The 18,634-nt window shown below is 33.0% G+C and carries 16 protein-coding genes; 5 read left to right on the forward strand and 11 right to left on the reverse strand.

The features are described 5' to 3' along the window. Nucleotides 1-22: 22 nt before the first annotated feature. The 5 genes from ACP7AQ_RS07535 to ACP7AQ_RS07555 all read right to left on the reverse strand — a co-directional run bounded on the left by ACP7AQ_RS07535 (nt 23) and on the right by ACP7AQ_RS07555 (nt 5,284). Nucleotides 23-1,948 (reverse strand): DEAD/DEAH box helicase, encoded by a 1,926-nt coding sequence (locus ACP7AQ_RS07535; RefSeq protein ID WP_091205315.1) that lies wholly within the window; start codon nt 1,946-1,948, stop codon nt 23-25. Nucleotides 1,949-2,150: 202 nt separating this feature from the next. Further along, nucleotides 2,151-2,729, reverse strand: coding sequence for a non-canonical purine NTP diphosphatase (locus tag ACP7AQ_RS07540; protein ID WP_426095009.1), 579 nt, complete (start codon nt 2,727-2,729; stop codon nt 2,151-2,153). Between the two features lie 1,567 nt (nt 2,730-4,296). After that, nucleotides 4,297-4,485 (reverse strand): hypothetical protein, encoded by a 189-nt coding sequence (locus ACP7AQ_RS07545; protein ID WP_426092105.1) that lies wholly within the window; start codon nt 4,483-4,485, stop codon nt 4,297-4,299. 54 nt (nt 4,486-4,539) lie between these two features. Beyond that, nucleotides 4,540-5,034, reverse strand: a complete 495-nt coding sequence (locus ACP7AQ_RS07550; protein ID WP_426095010.1) for a glutamate synthase-related protein — start codon at nt 5,032-5,034, stop codon at nt 4,540-4,542. Nucleotides 5,035-5,143: 109 nt separating this feature from the next. Beyond that, nucleotides 5,144-5,284, reverse strand: a complete 141-nt coding sequence (locus ACP7AQ_RS07555) for a hypothetical protein (RefSeq protein WP_426095011.1) — start codon at nt 5,282-5,284, stop codon at nt 5,144-5,146. Between the two features lie 644 nt (nt 5,285-5,928). Here ACP7AQ_RS07555 and ACP7AQ_RS07560 point away from each other — a divergent pair. Continuing rightward, nucleotides 5,929-8,310, forward strand: a complete 2,382-nt coding sequence (locus ACP7AQ_RS07560) for a 7TM diverse intracellular signaling domain-containing protein (protein ID WP_426095012.1) — start codon at nt 5,929-5,931, stop codon at nt 8,308-8,310. Here the strand turns inward: ACP7AQ_RS07560 and ACP7AQ_RS07565 are convergent. The 3 genes from ACP7AQ_RS07565 to ACP7AQ_RS07575 form a co-directional block, all read right to left on the reverse strand. Further along, a complete protein-coding gene (locus ACP7AQ_RS07565; RefSeq protein WP_426064759.1) occupies nt 8,307-9,071 on the reverse strand; it encodes an NYN domain-containing protein in 765 nt (254 codons plus the stop codon). The genes ACP7AQ_RS07560 and ACP7AQ_RS07565 overlap by 4 nt on opposite strands. 63 nt (nt 9,072-9,134) lie before the next feature. After that, nucleotides 9,135-9,695 carry a GDYXXLXY domain-containing protein gene (locus ACP7AQ_RS07570; protein WP_426095013.1) on the reverse strand — a complete coding sequence of 187 codons (561 nt, stop codon included), beginning with the start codon at nt 9,693-9,695 and terminating at the stop codon, nt 9,135-9,137. Next, nucleotides 9,685-10,968: a DUF2157 domain-containing protein gene (locus ACP7AQ_RS07575; RefSeq protein ID WP_426095014.1), complete on the reverse strand. Its 1,284-nt coding sequence runs from the start codon at nt 10,966-10,968 to the stop codon at nt 9,685-9,687. The genes ACP7AQ_RS07570 and ACP7AQ_RS07575 overlap by 11 nt, the downstream gene beginning before the upstream one ends. 267 nt (nt 10,969-11,235) lie before the next feature. Between ACP7AQ_RS07575 and ACP7AQ_RS07580 the strand changes: the two genes are divergently transcribed. Together ACP7AQ_RS07580 and ACP7AQ_RS07585 are read left to right on the forward strand one after the other, a co-directional pair. Next, nucleotides 11,236-12,498 (forward strand): aminotransferase class I/II-fold pyridoxal phosphate-dependent enzyme, encoded by a 1,263-nt coding sequence (locus ACP7AQ_RS07580; RefSeq protein WP_426095015.1) that lies wholly within the window; start codon nt 11,236-11,238, stop codon nt 12,496-12,498. A 110-nt stretch (nt 12,499-12,608) separates the two neighbouring features. Continuing rightward, nucleotides 12,609-13,082 carry a hypothetical protein gene (locus tag ACP7AQ_RS07585; RefSeq protein ID WP_426064764.1) on the forward strand — a complete coding sequence of 158 codons (474 nt, stop codon included), beginning with the start codon at nt 12,609-12,611 and terminating at the stop codon, nt 13,080-13,082. Between the two features lie 108 nt (nt 13,083-13,190). Here the strand turns inward: ACP7AQ_RS07585 and ACP7AQ_RS07590 are convergent, their stop codons facing one another. The 3 genes from ACP7AQ_RS07590 to ACP7AQ_RS07600 form a co-directional block, all read right to left on the reverse strand. Continuing rightward, complete coding sequence (locus tag ACP7AQ_RS07590) at nt 13,191-13,538, reverse strand: hypothetical protein (protein ID WP_426095016.1); 348 nt, start codon at nt 13,536-13,538, stop codon at nt 13,191-13,193. Between the two features lie 124 nt (nt 13,539-13,662). Then, nucleotides 13,663-14,781 (reverse strand): GTP cyclohydrolase, encoded by a 1,119-nt coding sequence (locus ACP7AQ_RS07595; protein ID WP_426095017.1) that lies wholly within the window; start codon nt 14,779-14,781, stop codon nt 13,663-13,665. A 21-nt stretch (nt 14,782-14,802) separates the two neighbouring features. Next, nucleotides 14,803-15,738 (reverse strand): transporter, encoded by a 936-nt coding sequence (locus ACP7AQ_RS07600; RefSeq protein WP_426095018.1) that lies wholly within the window; start codon nt 15,736-15,738, stop codon nt 14,803-14,805. 135 nt (nt 15,739-15,873) lie between these two features. On the opposite strand from ACP7AQ_RS07600, the gene ACP7AQ_RS07605 reads away from it, so the two are divergent. Then, nucleotides 15,874-16,155 carry a DUF4834 family protein gene (locus tag ACP7AQ_RS07605; protein ID WP_426064769.1) on the forward strand — a complete coding sequence of 94 codons (282 nt, stop codon included), beginning with the start codon at nt 15,874-15,876 and terminating at the stop codon, nt 16,153-16,155. A gap of 48 nt (nt 16,156-16,203) precedes the next feature. Further along, nucleotides 16,204-18,621, forward strand: a complete 2,418-nt coding sequence (locus tag ACP7AQ_RS07610; RefSeq protein ID WP_426095019.1) for a YfhO family protein — start codon at nt 16,204-16,206, stop codon at nt 18,619-18,621. Nucleotides 18,622-18,634 lie beyond the last annotated feature (13 nt).

Here is an 18,634-nt window from a genome sequence, read left to right on the forward strand (position 1 = left end):
ATAAGAAAATTAACAATATCTGTTAGTCTCTTCTTGGTCTTCTTGGTCTTGGTGAATCACCAAAGCTTTCAGATCTTCTCGGTGCTCTATCAGATGAACCTTCCGTTCTAGGCCTGTCAGATGAAAAACCACCTTCTCTTCTTGGAGCATCACTTCTTCCGCCAAATCCACCTTCTCTTGGAGCCGAACTTCTATCGCTTCTAAATCCGCCTGAACCTTCTCTTCTTGGGGCAAAACTTCCTTCTCTTCTTGGAGCTGAACTTCTTCCGCCACCAAAACTTCCACCTGAACTTCTTCCATTATGGTCACGTCTTCCGCCACCGTCGTTTTTAGAAATTTCAACATTGATTCTACGTCCTTCTAATTGCACGTTATTCAATATTTCCATTACTTTGTCAGTATGTTCGGGATCTGTGTTAAAGAAAGAGAAACCTTCTTTTACATCTACTTTGAAAACGTCATCACGACCTAAGTCCAATGTTTCTTTCAAATAATCTTTTAATGACATCCAATCAAAGTTATCTCTAGAACCTATGTTCACAAAATATCTTGTTGCACCACTATTGTTATTTTCTCGTGGAGCACCGTCTCTGTCATCATGATCACGTCTTTCAGAACCTGATGCTTGATTAGAAATATCTCTAGTTTTCTTATAATAATTGATAAAACGATTGAATTCAACCGACACCATTTTCTTAATAAGTTCTTCTTTAGATAAACCCTCAAGTACACTATTGATTGCAGGAAGGTAAGTGTCAATTTCATGATCAACTTCAGTATCCTTAATCTTCGTTGCTAAGTGTAACAATTGGATTTCACAGATTTCAATTCCAGAAGGAATTGTTTTCTCTTCAAATTTTTGTTTGATGATTCTTTCAATTGAAGAAATCTTACGCAATTCACTTTTAGTCACAATTACGATAGAAGTTCCTAATTTACCAGCACGACCAGTACGACCAGAACGGTGATTGTACGTTTCTATTTCGTCGGGTAATTGATAATTTACTACGTGAGTAATATTGTCAACGTCAATTCCACGTGCAGCAACATCAGTCGCTACAAGCATCTGAATTTGTCTTCCGCGGAAAGATTTCATTACCCCATCACGTTGCGCTTGAGATAAATCTCCGTGCAAAGCAGCAGCGCTGTATCCGTCTTCAATCAATTTTTCAGCAACAGCTTGCGTATCTCTTTTGGTACGACAAAAAACTACTGAGAAAATGTCTGGATTAGAATCGGCTAAACGTTTCAAAGCTTCGTAACGGTCACGAGCATTAACAAGGTAAAATTCGTGTGAAACTGTAGCTGAACCCGAGTTTTTAGTTCCAACTGTAATTTCAATTGGATCTTTCATGAATTGTTTTCCAATACGTGCTACTTCAGCAGGCATTGTTGCAGAGAATAACCATGTATTTTTTTCGTCTGGCGTAGTCGAAAGGATGTTTACGATATCTTCATAAAAACCCATGTTCAACATTTCGTCAGCTTCGTCAAGAATACAATAATTGATTTGAGAGATGTTTACCAAACCTCTATTGATCATGTCTTGCATTCTTCCTGGAGTTGCCACAATAATCTGCGCACCTCTCTTTATGTCTCTCGCTTGTTCTGTTATGCTAGCTCCACCGTAAACTGCTACCACATTAATACCTTTTTCGTATTTAGAGTAGTTTTTAATTTCGTTGGTAATCTGCAAACACAATTCGCGGGTTGGAGATAAAATTAATGCTTGTGTGTTTCTGTTGTTGGCATCAATTTTCTGAATAACTGGAAAACCAAAAGCTGCCGTTTTCCCTGTCCCTGTCTGAGCCAACGCAACCATATCTGTGTCTTTTTCCAATAATAGGGGAATCGCTTTCTCCTGTACTTCGGTCGGATTTTCAAATCCTAGATCTAAAATCGCCTTCAGTAACGATTCACTCAATCCTAATTGTTCAAATTTATTCATATGTATTTTTAAAATAGGGTGCAAAATTACTGTTTATAATCCATATAAACTAATGCTATTTTAAGATTTGATGATTTATTATAATTTGATTATCAGAAAGTTATATTTTTATTTACAAATTTGAAGTTTCGATTTAGAAAATTGCGTGTAAAATTATGACATTGAATTTAATATTGTATTGTAAAAATGTTGTAATCATAACTTATTCGGTTTCTTTCAAAAAAGTAATTAATTGCTGAGTCGCCTTTCCTCTGTGACTTATTTTATTTTTTACGTCCAATGATAATTGGGCAAATGTTTGAAGAAATCCTTCCGGTTGAAAAATGGGATCGTAACCAAAACCTTGATTACCAATTTTTTCTAAAGTGATCTCGCCTTTTGCAATTCCTGTAAAAAGATATTGTTTGCCGTTTAAATTTAATGCAATAACAGTTTTAAATTGTGCTTTCCTTTCATTTTGAAACATTAAGGCTTCTAATAATTTATTCATGTTGTCATCTGCACTGCGTTGTTCGCCAGCATAGCGTGCAGAGAAGACACCCGGATCGCCATTTAAAGCGTCCACTTCCAGTCCAGTATCATCGGCAAAGCAATCATACCCGAATTTTTCCGTGACATAATTTGCTTTTTGGATTGCATTCCCTTCAATAGTATTCGCGGTTTCTGGAATGTCTTCAAAACAACCAATGCTCTCTAAACTTAAAATGGTTATAGTTTTAGGAAGCATGCTTTGTAATTCCGAGATTTTATTTTTGTTATTTGAGGCGAAAACAAATTGCATTTTTTTAGTTTTAATCTTCAAATATACATTTTCTACTTATTTATGAATTGAAATGGTTGATTTTTTATTACTAATATGTATTGGCTCGATATAAATATTTGAGCATTTTTTATATATGTTTTATTTATCGTCTTAATATTTAGTTAAATAATTGATTGTTAATATTTTAAATAAAATATTAACGTATATTTGAGCGTAGTTTTGATTGGTCACTTGAATAATTTACCAGCGATGGTGATAATATTCAGATAGTCAATTGTTCTGAACGGTAGAGTTGATAATGGTAAATCAAAATTAACAATTGGAGGTCTTTAACAAGGCCTCCTTTTTTTTTAAATATTTTCATCAGAAATTTTTTATTCTAGACTACATCGATAACGGGTTGTTAATAGACTGTAATCCAATAAGTTAAAAACATGTTAAAATATTAATTAATTGTTTTTTATGTTTAAAACCTTTGTACATTTGAATATGGTTTTGGTTTTTTGTTGAATATATCCATCTGCAAAGAGAAGAGTATTTAATAGTTAGTAGCATCGAAAGATTCAATCTGATAACAACAAACCAAAGTCCATATTTGGAGGCCCTTTAAAAAGGCCTCCTTTTTTTGTGCCTATTTGTAAAACAAGAACATGATTTTTACAATTTTTCAATTGTTGAAAATGCATTCACTTATTTATTCGTAATGTTGGGATTTAAATAAACTGTTTAGAATTGTTGTTATTGTATTGGCAAACAGCACGTTAAATACATGTTAAAGTCTTTATTAAGGGTTTTTAATTCAAAAACTGTTGTATATTTGAATATGGTTTTGGTTTTTTGTTGAATATGTCCATCTGCAAAGAGAAGAGTATTTATTAGTTAGTAGCATCGAAAGATTCAATCTGATAACAACACACCAAAGTTCATATTTGGAGGCCCTTTAAAACGGCCTCCTTTTTTTGCTCTTTCTCCAATAAATAATTTTGCAGTTTGTTAAGATCTCATTTTAAATTTTAAAAAACTATATGATAAAATTTCCTTTCAAATATGAATTATATAAATGAAATAATGCTTTTAAAATTTTAAATTATAGTTAAAATACTGACAATGAATTTATTGCAATAAAATAATTGTATCTTTGATTGTGGTTTTGATTAATTGATTAAGTTGTTACTTTTATAATGAGATTGACAACTTATAATTGACTCTATCAGTAACGGTATGAGTTAGTATTGGTAAATCAGAATCAACAATTGGAGGACTTTACAAGTCCTCCTTTTTTTATTACCACTAATACATATTAGTTTTGTTTCATAATCGTAATTACTAAAATCACCTGTTAATTTGAGGTTAAAGTATTGATTATTAGCACTTGTTAATTTATTAAATCTTAAATTTAAATGTGGTTTTGATTCATTACTTGAGTATATCCATCTTACAATAAGATTTGATAATTCAATAATCATCTATACTTGTAACAGTATGAGTTGATAATGGTAAATCAGAATCAACAACTGGAGGGCTATAAAGGCCCTCCTTTTAATTCAAGCGTATTTTACTTTGATTCTTGATTACACTTTTTAAATTATTTCGAAAAATATAAATCGGATAAATGAACTAATTCAGCACCGTGAACAAAAATATTGATGTCAACTCCAGCAAAGCTTTTTTTACTTGCTGCAGGAAGGATCACGTCAGCGGAGTATAAAGTGTTTTTATTAAAATTAAAAACGCGTTCTGTCTTATCTGTAACCACTAATCCTTTTATCCTCATTTAGTCTTGTGTTGCAACTCTTGTTATACATTGGTTATTGTTTCATCCTAACGCTTAGATACATCCCAACAATAATATACATCGGCGCGCACTATTGCAGATGTCAGCGCCAATTGCTCTTGCTCTCCGTATGGAATATCCAAATATAAGTTTACCAATGGAAATGATTCGGATTTTTTCTTTAATTCTAAAACTAACTAAAGCTTTGTTGACAAAAATATGTAATGACTCAAATGGCATTCCTGCACCATCTGCAAATTTTAATGATCCAGTAATAATTCCTGCCTCGGCACCATCAACGGTAATGAAATCAGGAAAGCAGTTTTGGGTAATCATTTCGTGGCATACTAGTTCAAATTCTCGGGTATCTCCAATGCATAATTTAAAGACAATTGGTTTGCCATTAGACAGCTGACGTAATTTTGCTATTAAAGCAATTAAAGCTATTATATCTTCAAAAGCAGCACGACTAGGAGAAGAAAGTATTATTGTGTTTAGTAAAAGACCTCTTATTTTAGTAATTTGCAACGTGTTTTTTGCTACAGGCAAAACACCTTCGTGACCTTATTTTGCTGGCTTCGGTAATTTAATTAAACTCATTTTTACTTCTGGCAAATTTGCTTTTTCAGCAAAACTAATGCCATAGAGTCCACCTCTATCATCTCGGCAGCCAAAACAACCAGTACCCATTTGCCAGAATACGTCGCCATGTGTTGATAGTATTGTGATGTAATTTTTCTTTTTGGGCTCCTTGGTTCAGTTTCACTATTGCATTTTTGCTTAAAGAATCAAAACTCATTGCTGAAATGTTTAATCAGCAAGGTTAATACTGTTGTGTTCAATCAGGCGCGCCAATTGAAACCCGCAGAAGCTCTTAATTGTCTGCTGTTGGGAAAATAGAATGTTTATTTCCTTCCTACATAGACTGGTTTTAATTCATTTGTGTCCCAAACGATGTCTTCGAATCAATATTTTTAGCTCTTTGATACGTGAGCGAACATTCATTTCTTGAAAATGGTTTTCCGTTCGTGGAACGTTCTGAAAAATATCGCTGAATCGCAGGAGCTATCATTTCGAATATATCTGAAATAACCCAAAACAGCAAAATTTCTTAAAATGCAATGTTTGTACCGTGAAGCATTTGCAAAACTTACTGAGAATATACAATCAATGCAGCCATGAATAGCAATCCAATATTAAAATAATAATAAATGACAGGTTTACTCATAAGTACGAATATTACTAAAAATATAATTTTTTGACTTATTGTAAAGTTTTTTCAGCCCCGACAATAATAAGAATTTTAAATATTTTGGACTTTTAATTCTGTTATTTGACAGAAATTGCTTTATTTCACAAAACAAATGTAAAATTTAAGCGTAGTTGGAAAACTAAAGTTTCTTACGTTACGTACATATGTTGCTTAATCATAATTTATTAAACATGAGTCAAAAAACCAATAAACAGATTTGTGCTATTTTGAAATTATTATTTTTCACCTTGTTTTTTTCAAACACCTATTCTCAATATGTCTTTAGCGGTGATACAATTCCTAAAGAAATCTCTTTGCATAATCACACCACAATTGCAGATGTAGGGAAAAGAAGTTTGAATATCAAATATGTTGTTGCCAATTATGACACCCTGAATCCCACAAAACTTATCAGTGAAAATGATGATTTAGGTTTTACTCAAAATAATTTTTGGTCAAAAACAAAAATAAAAAATCTTACAAATTCAAAATTAAATTATTATCTGGAAACGGCACGTCCCATAACAGATTTAGTAGAATTATTTATTGTTGATGTAGCCTCAGGAAAAATAACTACCAAGATTAGTGGGGATAATTTGGCATATTCCGAACGTAGTTTCGATAATCGAAAAACTATTTTTAAGATTGAAATAGCACCAAAATCCAGTTTGCAATTATATATGCATTTAAAGAGTGACGGTGAGGTAATAAAAATTCCCATGATGCTTTATTCGTCGGAAAGGTTCATACAAATGATTTCAAATGAACAATTATTTTTTGGAATTTTTTACGGCATTTTGTCTATCGCAGCCATTATCTATTTTTTCTTCTTTTTTGCTTTAAATGAAAAAATATTTTTATACTACAGTCTATACGTTTTATTTGTTGGATTACTACAATTCGCGTTAGATGGTTTTTTCTACAAGTATGTCACACCAAATGCAGGATGGTTTTCAAATCATACTGTCTTATTTATGGCGATAATTGCCGTCTTTTTTTCGGGTAAATACAGTGAATTATTTTTAAAGATTAAAAAAAATAGTAAGAAAATTTATATTCTGTTTAATATCGCTTACGTATTATTGTTTTTATTATTATTATGCATCATTTTTATTCCCTCAACTTTATTATTTTCGTATGTTTTAGTTAATGTTCTTACGCTTGTGTTTTTAATTTTGATTGTTTGCTCAATAATATATTTATATTGTAAAAAAAAGTACATAGATCCTTTTTTTACAGCTGGTATTTCATTTCTGATTATCGGATTCGGTATTTTTATTTTATATAATTTCGGATTATTACCTAATAATTTTTTCAATCAAAACAGTTCAAAATTAGGGACTGGATTAGAGGTTATTTTTCTTTCACTTTCGATGGCAAATTTGATACGGAATTTGAAAAATGAAAAAAACGAGCTCAATCGTCTTGCTTTGATTCGCTCCGAAGAAATGAATGATTTAAAATCCTATTTCTTATCGAATATCAGTCATGAATTGCGAACGCCGCTGAATGCAATTATAAATTTAATTGATTCTATTTCTAGTGAAGTTCAGGATGATGTAATCAAAAAAAATTGCCAAATTATAAAGTACTCTTCTCATAGTTTATTAAGTTCTGTGAATGATATATTAGACTTTTCTAAAATCGAGAAAGGAGAATTAAAGCTTGAAAAGAACCCATTTGATCTAGTACAGGTTTTGGGAAATTTAAAGAATAATGCCATCAATAGAGCCGAAGATAAAGGATTAGTTTTTCAGTTTTCAAAGTCAGGTACTTTTCCTGATTTAGTGATCGGGGATGTTAACCGATTGGTTCAAGTTGTGAATAATGTGCTGAATAATGCCATCAAATTTACAGCGACAGGATTTGTCAAATTTCATGTTGATTGCCAATTGAAAGAGGGAAATATAGCCAGTTTGATTTTGACTGTTTCGGATTCCGGTGTTGGCATTTCAAAAGATAAAATGGAAAGTATTTTTGACTCTTTTTCTCAAAATATTATTGATAATAAACGAAAATTTGGCGGACTTGGTTTAGGACTTTATATCGTGAAAACTTTAGTCGATATGCAAAGCGGAACCATCAAAATGGAAAGTAAAGTAAACGAAGGAACGACTGTCGTTATTACAATTGATTTTGCCATATCAGCACAGCAAAAAAAGCTAGAGGCTCCGGCTAAAGTTGTTTTGGATGATTTGGTAGGAAAATCCATTCTAGTGGTCGAAGATAATTTCATTAACCAGATGGTGATAAAAATGATTACAAAAAAATGGTTGGATACTAAGGTGGTTTATGCTAATAATGGTCAGGAAGCATTAGATGCATTTAAAACAAATCAATTTGATATTGTATTAATGGATCTACAAATGCCAATCATGGATGGCTATGAGGCAACAATCGCTATCAGAAATGGCGAAGTTGGAGCGCACAACAGCAATATTCCTATCATTGCAGTTACCGCCGATGTAATGGAAACCACAAAAGATCGTGTAAAGGAAATAGGAATGAATGATTATTTGTCGAAACCACTAAAGAAAGAAACTTTATATGAGGCGGTTAAAAAATTAGTTTAACTGAAACGCAGTCTTACATAAACATGTTTGATTCCTTTTTTATCAGAGTCTCTTTCGTCGATTTCGAGTATGTCAGTCAATGATTTTAGCATGGGAGTTAATTTTGAAAAGCCATAATTTCTTGGGTCAAATTCCGGTTTTTTCTTTACAATTAGGTTTCCCACATCACCTAGAAACGCCCAACCGCTATCGTCAGCAATATCTTCTATGGTTGACTCTATTAATTCTATGGTATGCAAATCGACTTTATTTAAGCTTTTTGGCGTTGCTTTTTTAGTATCAGTTGCGGTTCTTTTTGGTAACTTCTTTTTAATGGCGCCATCCAAAACTTCGATATAAATGAAACGGTCACAGGCTACAATGAATGAGTTTGGCGTTTTTTGTTCGCCGATTCCAATGACTTTCATTCCGGATTCTCTTAATCTGATGGCTAAACGTGTAAAATCAGAATCACTGGATACGATACAAAAACCATCCACTTTATCGGAATACAATAAATCCATAGCATCAATAATCATCGCTGAATCCGAAGAGTTTTTTCCAACTGTATAACTGTATTGTTGAATAGGAGTAATGGCGTGTTCCAATAAGACACTTTTCCAGCCACCTGCATTTGGTTTAGTCCAATCGGCGTAAATACGTTTGGTGGTGGGTGTTCCAAATTTAGCAATTTCTTCCATCATTCCTTTTACATTGCTGTACGGAACATTGTCAGCATCAATGAGAACGGCTAATTTTAATTCTTTTGTATCTTGTGACATTTTATTAAAAGTATTGATTTTCGTACTTAAAGGTACAGATTATTCTTTTGAATTGTGTTTATTTTATTTTTTGGAAGCCAAATCTTTAATTGAAACGTCATTGATGCGAACATCCTTAAGTACCGCTTCTCCATTTTTTACTGCCACTAAAGCGTAAGTTTCGTTTTTCTTTTTGATAGAGAATTCCTGATAGATTTTCTCCGCTTTTTGCGCAATATCTTCATTCATATAAAACCGATTGAAAGGAAAATCTATTAGTATTTTGGAGTTAATATAATCCAAACTAATTTTCAATTTAATATAGGATTCGTTATTTTTTGGTTTGATTTTAGAAATAGAACTGATTTTGGCAAACCCATTTTTGTCGGTAGTGAGTGTTGCAAAAACAGTTTCACCGCTGTGCCATTTAATGTTTTTTTGTACAGTGATTTCTCTTTCTTTAAAGAATAATGTAATGTATTTTCCTCTAAAAGGATCGTACGGATCTATTGGAATAGTTTGGAATCTAAATTCTTTTCCACTTTTTATAATATCTTCCTGATTGTATATCATTTGGAATGGAACGTATAATTGCGCCATAACAATCAAGATGAAAATTAGGAATGTAATTTTCTTATTTTTCATTTTTGTTTCTTTTTTTAAGGATGAAATAATTAGCCAAAAAGAATCCTAAACCAATTGTTATAAATAGAATCCCTCGAAGGACGAAACTTAAATCAGTATCGAAAAAACGACACATGATAAGAACAGTAATAAGGAGTAATCCAAAATTCAATAGTCCCATATGATTTCGTTTTAAGCCTCGTTTAACTTCAAATATACCAATGAATAATACGAGTGCATTTGCTGCTAATGAAAACTCGTAACCGGTAATGAGAAGAAGTATGTTCATCAAAAATGAAAGTTCAAAAAGAGAGACTTCCTTAAAATTTGTTGGACTGTTTTTCTTGTAAAAGAAAAACGCTGCGAGTACTGTGAGTACAAAAGCAGTTACGAATTCTATCGACAGCAGTGTTTCTAATATTGAATCCGTTTTGTAAAAAGATTTATTCCAAAACCACTTAAAACTATATAACAGCAATAAATAGAGTATCCCTAATTTTCCAACAATCAGAAAGCTGTTGTTTTTTAATTTCTGCTGGTCAAAAAATGGAGTCTTACCAATGAAGTAAAAAATCGTGAATAAACTCATGTAGCTTAAATACAGTAAATGTCCATTTTTATGGGCAATCGTACCGAGGCAAATTACAATTGATATAGAAATAAACCAGTTGTGAAACAGTGTAAAGTTGCTTAGTGCTTTAGTTTTTACCAACTGATAATAATAGGGAGCAATTCCTAAAAGTAAAAACCAGTGTAAAAAGGAATGCGTACTTGGATAGGTAAAATAATTAGAATTACAGCCATAATACGTAATCCCAGCAATATATAAAAGAGAAACTATCGAGGATTGAAGCAGATAAACCAGTGGTAAACTCAATAGCATCCAAGCGATAATGAAGGAATTAATATCTCCGGGAATATTATAAACCTGAGCAACTAATGAAATGCTTGCGCCAATGGCAAAGAATACAAAAACGGATGCTGTTTCTCTCCAAACCGTACTTGCGGATTTTTTTAAAAGAGAATAGCCGCAAAAAATCTGGCCAATCAGAAGCGGGAGAAAAGATAATACTACTCTGGTAAGTCTAGAAAGAGTATCCCAGTTATGTGCGAAAACAAGAATAATTCCAAGTCCAACAAGTATGGCTCCCAAAATCCCAAAAACGGAAAAGAGTCTGTTATAGTTTTCTTTTTTTTTTTGGTGGAAGTAATCGCGTATTCTCTCGGCTGTTTCTGCACTAACTACCTTGGCATTTAGTAGTTCATGCAGTTCATTTGTTATTTTGTCAGACATAAACTATGTTTTATATAATTCAAATATACAAAGTTTACCATTTGAATCGTTTTTTTAGCCCTGACCGCAACGGCATCCTTTTGCATTGTCATTGCGAGGAACGCAGCAATCTTCCTGACAGTGCAAAAGATACAGTGTAAAGCAGGAATTAGCTCCAGATAATCATAAAGTTAAAGCTTGAAAAATAAATTTACTTTCAAGTCCTTTATAAAGTTTAAATAATTATTTTTGCCACTTCTCAAAATTAAAATTATTACTTGATATATTATGGTAAAAGATTTATTCGAAAGGATTCAAAACAATAAAGGACCGTTAGGAAAATGGGCTTCACAAGCAGAAGGTTATTTTGTTTTTCCTAAATTAGAAGGTGAGTTGGGTCCAAGAATGCAGTTTGGTGGAAAAGATATTTTGAATTGGAGTTTGAATGACTATTTAGGTCTTGCTAATCATCCCGAAGTGCGTCAGGCAGATACGGAAGCAGCAGCACAATATGGCGCCGCTTACCCAATGGGAGCGCGTATGATGAGTGGTCACACTAAATATCATGAGCAATTAGAGAATGAATTGGCAGCTTTTGTAATGAAAGAATCGGCATATTTGTTGAATTTTGGATATCAGGGAATTATGTCAACAATTGACGCTTTGGTTACAAAAAATGATGTAATTGTGTATGATGTTGATGCTCATGCTTGTATTATTGATGGCGTTCGTTTGCATATGGGCAAACGTTTTACATACCGTCACAATGATCTTGCAAGCATGGAAAAAAACTTGGAGCGTGCGACAAAATTAGCGGAAGTTACAGGAGGAGGAATTCTTTTTATTACCGAAGGTGTTTTTGGAATGCGTGGACAACAAGGAAAATTGAAGGAAATTGTTGCCATGAAAGAAAGATATAATTTCCGTTTGCTGGTTGATGATGCACATGGTTTTGGAACACTTGGAAAAACAGGTGCCGGAGCAGGAGAAGAGCAAGGTTGTCAGGACGGAATTGATATTTATTTCTCAACTTTTGCGAAATCGATGGCAAATATTGGTGCTTTTATAGCCGCAGACAAAGACATAATTGATTATTTAAAATACAATTTGCGTTCTCAAATGTTTGCTAAAGCATTGCCAATGATACAAACAATTGGTTCGTTAAAACGATTAGAATTGTTGCGTAATCACCCGGAATTAAAAGATAAATTGTGGGAAAACGTAAATGCGTTGCAAAACGGATTGAGAGAGCGTAATTTTAATATAGGTGACACCAATACCTGTGTAACTCCAGTATATCTTGAAGGAAGTGTACCGGAAGCAATGATTATGGTAAACGATTTACGAGAAAACTACGGCATTTTCTTATCGATTGTAATTTATCCTGTGATTCCAAAAGGGATTATCTTGTTGCGAATGATTCCTACAACGTCTCATACTTTATCAGATGTTGATGAAACACTAACTGCTTTTGAAGCGATTCGTGAGAAACTAGAAAATGGGACATACAAAGAAATTGCAATTAGAACTACAGTCGATTTAGATGCATAATTAAGTAATTAAGTTTTTACATATAAATCCATCATTTTTCGCAATGATGGATTTTTTTGTATTTTATTGTGTCAGGAATTAGTATATTTATTAAACTAAATTGAAAATATATGAAAAAAGTAATATTATTGGGTGTCGTTTTTATTAGTGTTTTTGTTTCTTGTAAAAAAGGAATGAAAACGGAAGAATCTCCTGCTGTTTTAGAAAAAATTGTTGTTGAAGAACCTGAATCTAAAGAGTGTTACCGAGCAATTCTTAAAAAAGACACTGTTTCATTGACTTTAAATGTAAAAAACGGTCAGCTTTCTTCGGGAAATTTAAGCTATAATTTTTTTGAAAAAGATAAAAATGCAGGAACACTTGTAGGAGAATTTAAAGGAGACACGCTTTATGCGGATTACACTTTCATGTCCGAAGGTATTTCGTCAGTTCGAGAAGTTGCTTTCTTAAAAAAAGACGATTCTTATGTCGAAGGTTTTGGAGATGTGATTGATGACAATAAAGGGAAAGTAACTTTTAAAGATAAAAAACAATTACAATTTGATGGAAATGTTCTGTTGTCAAAAGTGGATTGTAAAATGTGATTTTCATGAATGGCATTAGTAAATTAATCTAATTGTCCGTTCAATCGCAGTCGAGAAATCAATTACATCTAGACTGCGCTCAAGGTGACAAAATAATATTATTTACGATTACTGTTTTCTTTTTTTCATGATATAGCGGTACAAGTATTGTGTGTCACCTATTTTTTCATTGTCAATACTTATGAAATCATATCCATTTTTACTCATAAAATTTAAAGCATCAATCATAGAATTGAATTGATTTGGATTTCCGCTCAGGTCTTTTAATTCTTCTACTTTTTCTTGACCATAATCAATACTAATACTTAATTTTTTAGCAAATAATTTTGCTTCTGCTTTTATTTTTATGTAATCAATATCTAGTTCTGAAATTGGTTTGTTGTCTATAAATTGTGCGACAGCGCTGTGCATTGACATTAATAAAAATACGATTGTTAAGAGTATCTGTTTTCTCATGTAAATTGTTTTACTTGTTTTAAATATTTTAAGATAAAAAATGTTTTAAAACCCTAAAGTAGAATAAAATTTTCACTGCAATGCAAAAGAAAGTTTATTTGAATTAATGTTAGACAACTACTTATTACAACTCTTTTCTATAAGTACATCTGCGCTTGTGAATCTGAGGATCAAAATGTTTCCACAAGTTGATGCTTGCGGCGTTATCAACTAATTCAGGAGTTCTGAAACAATTGACAATACCTTTTTCTTTGAAAGTTTCGTAGTATTCTTTGAATATAATGGCTGTGACCGCTTTGTTTTGGTATTCAGGCAACACACCAATAAGGTAGAAAATGACGTCCTTACTTCGTTTTTTTGCTTTGAGCAAATGAAGAAATCCAAATGGGAATAATTTCCCTTTTGCTTTTTGTATCGCCTCAGAAAAAGAGGGCATTACAATACTGAAAGCAACAATATTATGGTTTTTGTCTTCCACGAATTTGATAAATTCAGGATTGATGAAACTTATGTATTTTTTCTTGAAATATTCTTTTTCTGTATCTGAAATAGCTACAAACGAAGATAACGAAACATAAGACTTATTGAATAAATCAAACATTTTATCCACGTGCGGCATTACTTCTTTGGTCGTTTTAAAATTAAGCGGACTTAATTGATACCTTCTTTTAACCAAATCATTTGCTTTTTCAAAAAATTCAGGCTTTACGTTTACAAAAGGAAATTTACTTTCAATATATTCCTTCTCTTTTACGTATCCCAATTGTTCGAAATGAGTGGCATAATATGGATTATTGTACCAAGTAATCATGGTTCCTATTTCATCAAAACCTTCGGTAAGTACGCCCACTTTATCCAGATTTGAAAAACCCATAGGTCCTTCAACATATTCTAAATAGTTTTTTCGACCTAATTCATATACTTTTTCTAAAAGTGCTTCAGTCACCTTTACATCATCAATCACGTCAAACCATCCAAAACGAACTTTCATTTTTTGTTGGTCTTTTACCTCGCTCCAATTGATGATTGCGGCAATTCGGCCTACAGTTTTGTTATTTCTTTTGGCAATATAAAAATATGCTTCAGCAGTTTCAAAAGCAGGATTTTTAGTTTTATCAAATCCTTCCAGTTCCTCACCAATTAATGGCGGAACCCAATTCTTATTGTTTTTATATAAAGAAAAAGGGAATTTTACAAATTCAGTTAATTCACTTTTAGTTTTTGCTTCTTGTATTGTAATCATTCTGTTTTTTAAATTCTGTGATTATCCTTTTTTTGTCTTTTTTGCTCTTTTTTCCGCTTTCTTTCCTGAGTCCCCTGAGTCATTGTTTATGCGCACTTCCTGATAATTGGCGTCATAACGCCAGGAAAAACCAATTCCGCCATAGAGGGCAGATGGAGTGTCTTTCAGACTTGTAGCAATCGAAGCGTCAATTTGCATGTCTTTATTTAATAAATAAGCGGCGCCTCCGCGAACAATGGCATCGCTATAAAAATCACTTTTAAATCCTTGGTTTTCCAAAAATCCGGACCATTTATCATTAAATCCTCGGGTTAAAGTCAATACATAACCATAACTAGGAAAATCAGTTGTTACATAATCAGCTATTATATTGGTTACAAAAACCCATCTACCGTCACCCAAATGGTTTTGAGTTATCAGTATTATCTTTGGGGAAATGCTGGATTCTTTAGAAAAAGAATATGGATTGTCCGCCATAGTGAAATTTGCTCCGGCAAAAACAGAAACGGCAGGTACCAGTTGACGCCAATTAAAAGCTCTGTTGGCTTTCCAGCTATAAATATTCACCTTTTTCTCGTAATTTTTGAAAGGATCGTAAATCAAATATTTGGCTCCCAAAATAGTTTGTTTGAAGTCGGCTCTTTTCGAGCTATTGAACAAGGTGGTATATTTCTCGTTCTGGTACTGTATGTCAGCTATCAATTCAAGTTTTTCCATGAACATTCCCCATCGTAAGGTGGCATCAACACCAAAACCATTGGCATCATAATTCAACAAACTATGGTTTTGTTTGATTCCGTAAACGCCTGTTTCTATTTGGATTACTGATTTCCCAACTGCAAAAGCCGACATGGTTTCTCCTGGTCTGTTAGAATTTATTTGATCCGTATGCTGGCTGTAATGAATACTTGGAAACATTGCAATAGCTGCGATAAGTATGATTTTGATTTTGGACATATTATTTTTTTTGAGTTAAAAAGTAATAACGCTTTTCAAATGTACTATATTTTATTATTTATTTAAGAATGATATTTTTATTTTGTCCCGAACTTTCGAGATGAATTTATTAATTTTGGAAAAAATTACACTTCTATGCAAACAGCTTCATTTACGGGTTTTATAAAAGCACTATTTTATATGATTGCTTTCTACTATATTTTCAGATTTTTAGCAAAATTATTTTTGCCTTTAATAGTTAAAAAAGTAGTTGAAAAAGCGGGCGAAAGTATGCAGAAACAACAAAAGCATGCGGAAGACAGCACTTGGAAAAAAACACAAAGTAAGGATGATGTAACATACAATTCAGTAAATACTAAAAATCCCCGCGAAACCAAAAAAGTGGGAGATTATGTTGATTACGAAGAAATAGATTAAGTTTGTCATTATTAACAAGCTTTTTATTCTAATCCAAACTTTTTTAAATTGAAAATAATAAATAGGTTCTATCCACACGCCCTTGCCCTACTTGGTTTTGTACTTGTTTCTACACTCTATTTTTATCCTGTACTACAAGGAAAACAAATTTTCCAGTCTGATATTGTACAGTATACCGGAATGGCCAAAGAGCAAAATGACTTTAGAGGCACGGATCATATAGAACCTTATTGGACTAATTCAGCTTTCGGCGGAATGCCAACGTATCAATTAGGAGCAAAATACCCACACGATTATATTGGCGCTATTGATGATGCGTTGCGTTTTTTACCGCGACCTGCGGATTATTTATTTTTATATTTTTTAGGATTTTACGGTTTGATGCTGGTGTTAAAAGTCGATCCTTTGAAAGCCTTTTTTGGAGCATTAGCTTTTGGTTTATCTACCTATTTGATCATTATTTTGGGCGTTGGCCATAATGCCAAAGCGCATGCGATTGCTTACATGCCACTTGTTATTGCTGGGTTTATTCTGGTTTTTCAGAAAAAATATATTCTGGGAGGTTTGATTACACTATTTGCAACAGCATTAGAAATCAATGCGAATCACTTCCAAATGACTTATTACTTATTGATTTTCTTATTAATTCTTTCTGCTTATTTTATCTATCAGCTAGTAAAAGAAAAGGAATATAAATCAATGTTGTATTCCTTTGGAACATTGGCAGTAGCCGGAATTTTTGCTCTTGGTGCGAATGCGACTAATTTATTGGCAACTTCTGAATATGCGGATTTTAGTACGCGTGGAAAAAGCGAATTAAGTTTTAATCCTGATGGTTCAAAAAATACAAACAGCAGTGCGCTGACGCATGATTATATTACGGAATACAGTTATGGAATTACTGAAAGTTTTAATTTGATTGCACCGCGACTTTTTGGTGGGTCAAATAATGAGGCCGTTGGGAAAGATAGTAATATGTATGAATTCATGATTGGTCAAGGCGTGCCGGAAGATCAGGCAACTGATTTTGTTTCTGGAATGCCAACGTATTGGGGCGATCAGCCTATTGTAGCGGCTCCTGCCTATATAGGTGTGGTGGTTTTCTTTTTAGCAATAATGGCTTTGTTCATCGATAAACGTAAAATAAAGTATGTATTCCTATGCGGTTCAATAATTGCGTTAGTGCTTTCATGGGGAAAAAATTTCCCAATATTGACGGACTTTTTCATTGATTATGTTCCGATGTACAATAAATTCAGAGCAGTTTCCTCCATACAAGTTATTCTTGAGTTGTGTTTCCCTGTTTTGGCGATTATGGGGTTGCAGTCTTTTTTTCAATTGGATAAAAAATTACAGTGGAAAGCTTTATATGAAACTGGAATTTTAAGCCTCGGAATTATTGTAATATTGTTTTTGAGCAAAAGTATGTTCAGTTTTTCTGGCGGAAATGATGCTTATTTTCAACAAACCTACGGTCCGGATTTTGTAAATGCATTGAAACAGGACAGGATGAGTTTGTATAGCGCTGATTTATTGCGCTCTGCTTTCTTTATCTTACTAACTACGGGAGTTTTGTGGTTATCGATTAAAGATAGATTTGCTCAAAATACGGCTATTATAATCGTGGGATTATTGATGGTTTCCGACTTGTTTTTCGTGGATAAAAATTATGTTTCGGGAAAAGATTTCGTTACCGGAAGAGAAGTAGAAGTTCCTTTTCAAGAATCCCCTTCGAATGTTGAGATTCTTAAAGATACCACACATTACAGAGTTTTCGAGGTCTCTGGGAATTTATCCAGTGCCAGAGCTTCCTATTTTCATAAATCAATTGGAGGTTATAGTGCAGTAAAACCGCGAAGAATGCAGCAGTTATTCGATTACCAAATTTCTAATAACAACATGGAAGTACTGAATATGCTTAATGTAAAGTATGTAATCCAAACTGATAAAGAAGGGAAAGAATTTCCAACGTCAAATCCTAATGCAAATGGAAATGCATGGTTTGTAAGTCAAGTAAAATTGGTGACTTCTGCTGATGATGAGATGAAAGCGTTGGATAGTTTAGATTCTAAGAATGTGGCAGTCGTAAATAGTAAAGATTTTGAATTAAAAAAGACGGCTTTCGCCAAAGACAGCGCAGCGACTGTAACTTTAGAAAACTACAAACCCAATTATTTGAAGTACAATTCTGAAAACGCAAATGAAGGTTTAGCCGTTTTCTCCGAAATGTATTATGGAAAAGGTTGGAATGCGTATATAGACGGTAGAAAATCAGATCATATTAGAGTAGATTACGTTCTAAGGGGATTGCAAATTCCAGCTGGAAAACACTCGATAGAATTCAAGTTTGAGCCACAAGTCGTTAAAACCGGAAGTACAATAACGTTGATTAGTTCCATAGGGATACTATTGCTTTTGATTGGGGGGATCTATTTTGAAAGGAAGAAAAAGGCGTTAGCTGTCTGATATTTATTTGTAA

The sequence above is a fragment of the Flavobacterium sp. DSR2-3-3 genome (assembly GCF_049896585.1).
Taxonomy (GTDB): Bacteria; Bacteroidota; Bacteroidia; order Flavobacteriales; family Flavobacteriaceae; genus Flavobacterium.